The 1,286-nt window shown below is 65.4% G+C and carries 1 pseudogene; it reads left to right on the forward strand.

Features of this window, described 5'->3' with window-relative positions:
• Positions 1-1,286 (forward strand): annotated as a pseudogene (locus JQF37_RS31200) (hypothetical protein); the annotation flags it as partial.

Raw genomic sequence — 1,286 nt, forward strand, 5'->3', positions numbered from 1 at the left:
CTCGACGACGACCTGGGTGTGCTGCGTGACATCAATCACGAACAGGAATGGCTGGAGGCGAACCACGAAAAATGGCTGGGCGAGAATAATCTGCGCCTGAGCATCGGCGGGTTCGTGCGCAGCCTGATCAGCGAGGACGGCGCCGAACTGGCCGGGTCCATCAGCTACCGCTACAAGGCGCATGAGATCAACCTCACGCCCGCACAGGGCCAGGTCATGCTCGACACCCAGCATCGGCTGGATGAGGAGCTCAAGGCCGAAACCCAGGCCCGTCGATACGGCGGGCAGCCCACCCGGGCCCAGGCCGCCGAACGCGACGCCCGGATTGCGGGCATCGTCGCCCCGGTGCGGGCCTTTATTCCGGAGGACCTGTACACCGAAGCAGAATTCGTCGTCCGCGAATACCGCGCCGAAAAGCACGCCAACCTCAATAACCATCTCTTCAGTGCCAAGGTCGGCAAATACATCGACCTCGAGGCGATGAACACCTGGTTCACCCAGACCGCCGCGGCGCACTACCAACATCTGGAGCAACGTCACACCGCGCTGTTTGCCGATCGGGGCCTGTACCTCAAGCGCTCACACAGCGGCACCTGGTTTGTGGACTACGACGACCTGGAGACGCGTCGCTGGCTGACCGAACTGGCCACCGGCTGCCTGACCGCCCAGTGCCTCCGCGCCCAGGGGGCCGAACAATACGCCGACTACATCCGCGCCCCTGACGGCGGCGCCCTGAAGCAACTCTTCAACGCCTGGACGCCCTCGATCGATGCGGCCGTTAACAGCGCTTCCCGCCTGAGCGAGCTGATGGCCGCCCTGGCCTCCGACAACCTCAGCGCGACCCATCAGGCACTGGCGCCGTTGAGTGAACCGACCCTGCGCGACATTGCCTACATGGCGCGGGACGTCGGCAGCCAATGGAGCGTGCTGGTCAACCGGTCGGCGGCGGCGCTGTTGCTGCTCAAGGGTGACAGCGGCCTCGGCCGTTCCTGGATGGGCATTTTTGTCGCCGCGCGCCTGGGCAACGACGCGCGCTTGCAGTTTGTCACCGAGGCGGGCCGGCCAGTGGCGAAGCTGATGGGGCAACAGGCCGAAGCGCTGGGCGACTGGGCCAGGGCGACCGGCAAGGCCATTGGCGCGGGGCAGGTGGGGCGGATCATCCAATCGCCGGTGGTGGCCAACAGTGGTGGGGTGGTGCCGTTGGCGGCGTTGTTGTTGAACGTGGTCAATGCGAATAACTATTTGAGTCAGGCCGGGGTGTTGGAGGGGATGGACAGCCGGCGGGT

The sequence above is a fragment of the Pseudomonas sp. MIL9 genome, assembly GCF_016887925.1.
In the GTDB taxonomy this organism is placed as follows: domain Bacteria; phylum Pseudomonadota; class Gammaproteobacteria; order Pseudomonadales; family Pseudomonadaceae; genus Aquipseudomonas; species Aquipseudomonas mohnii.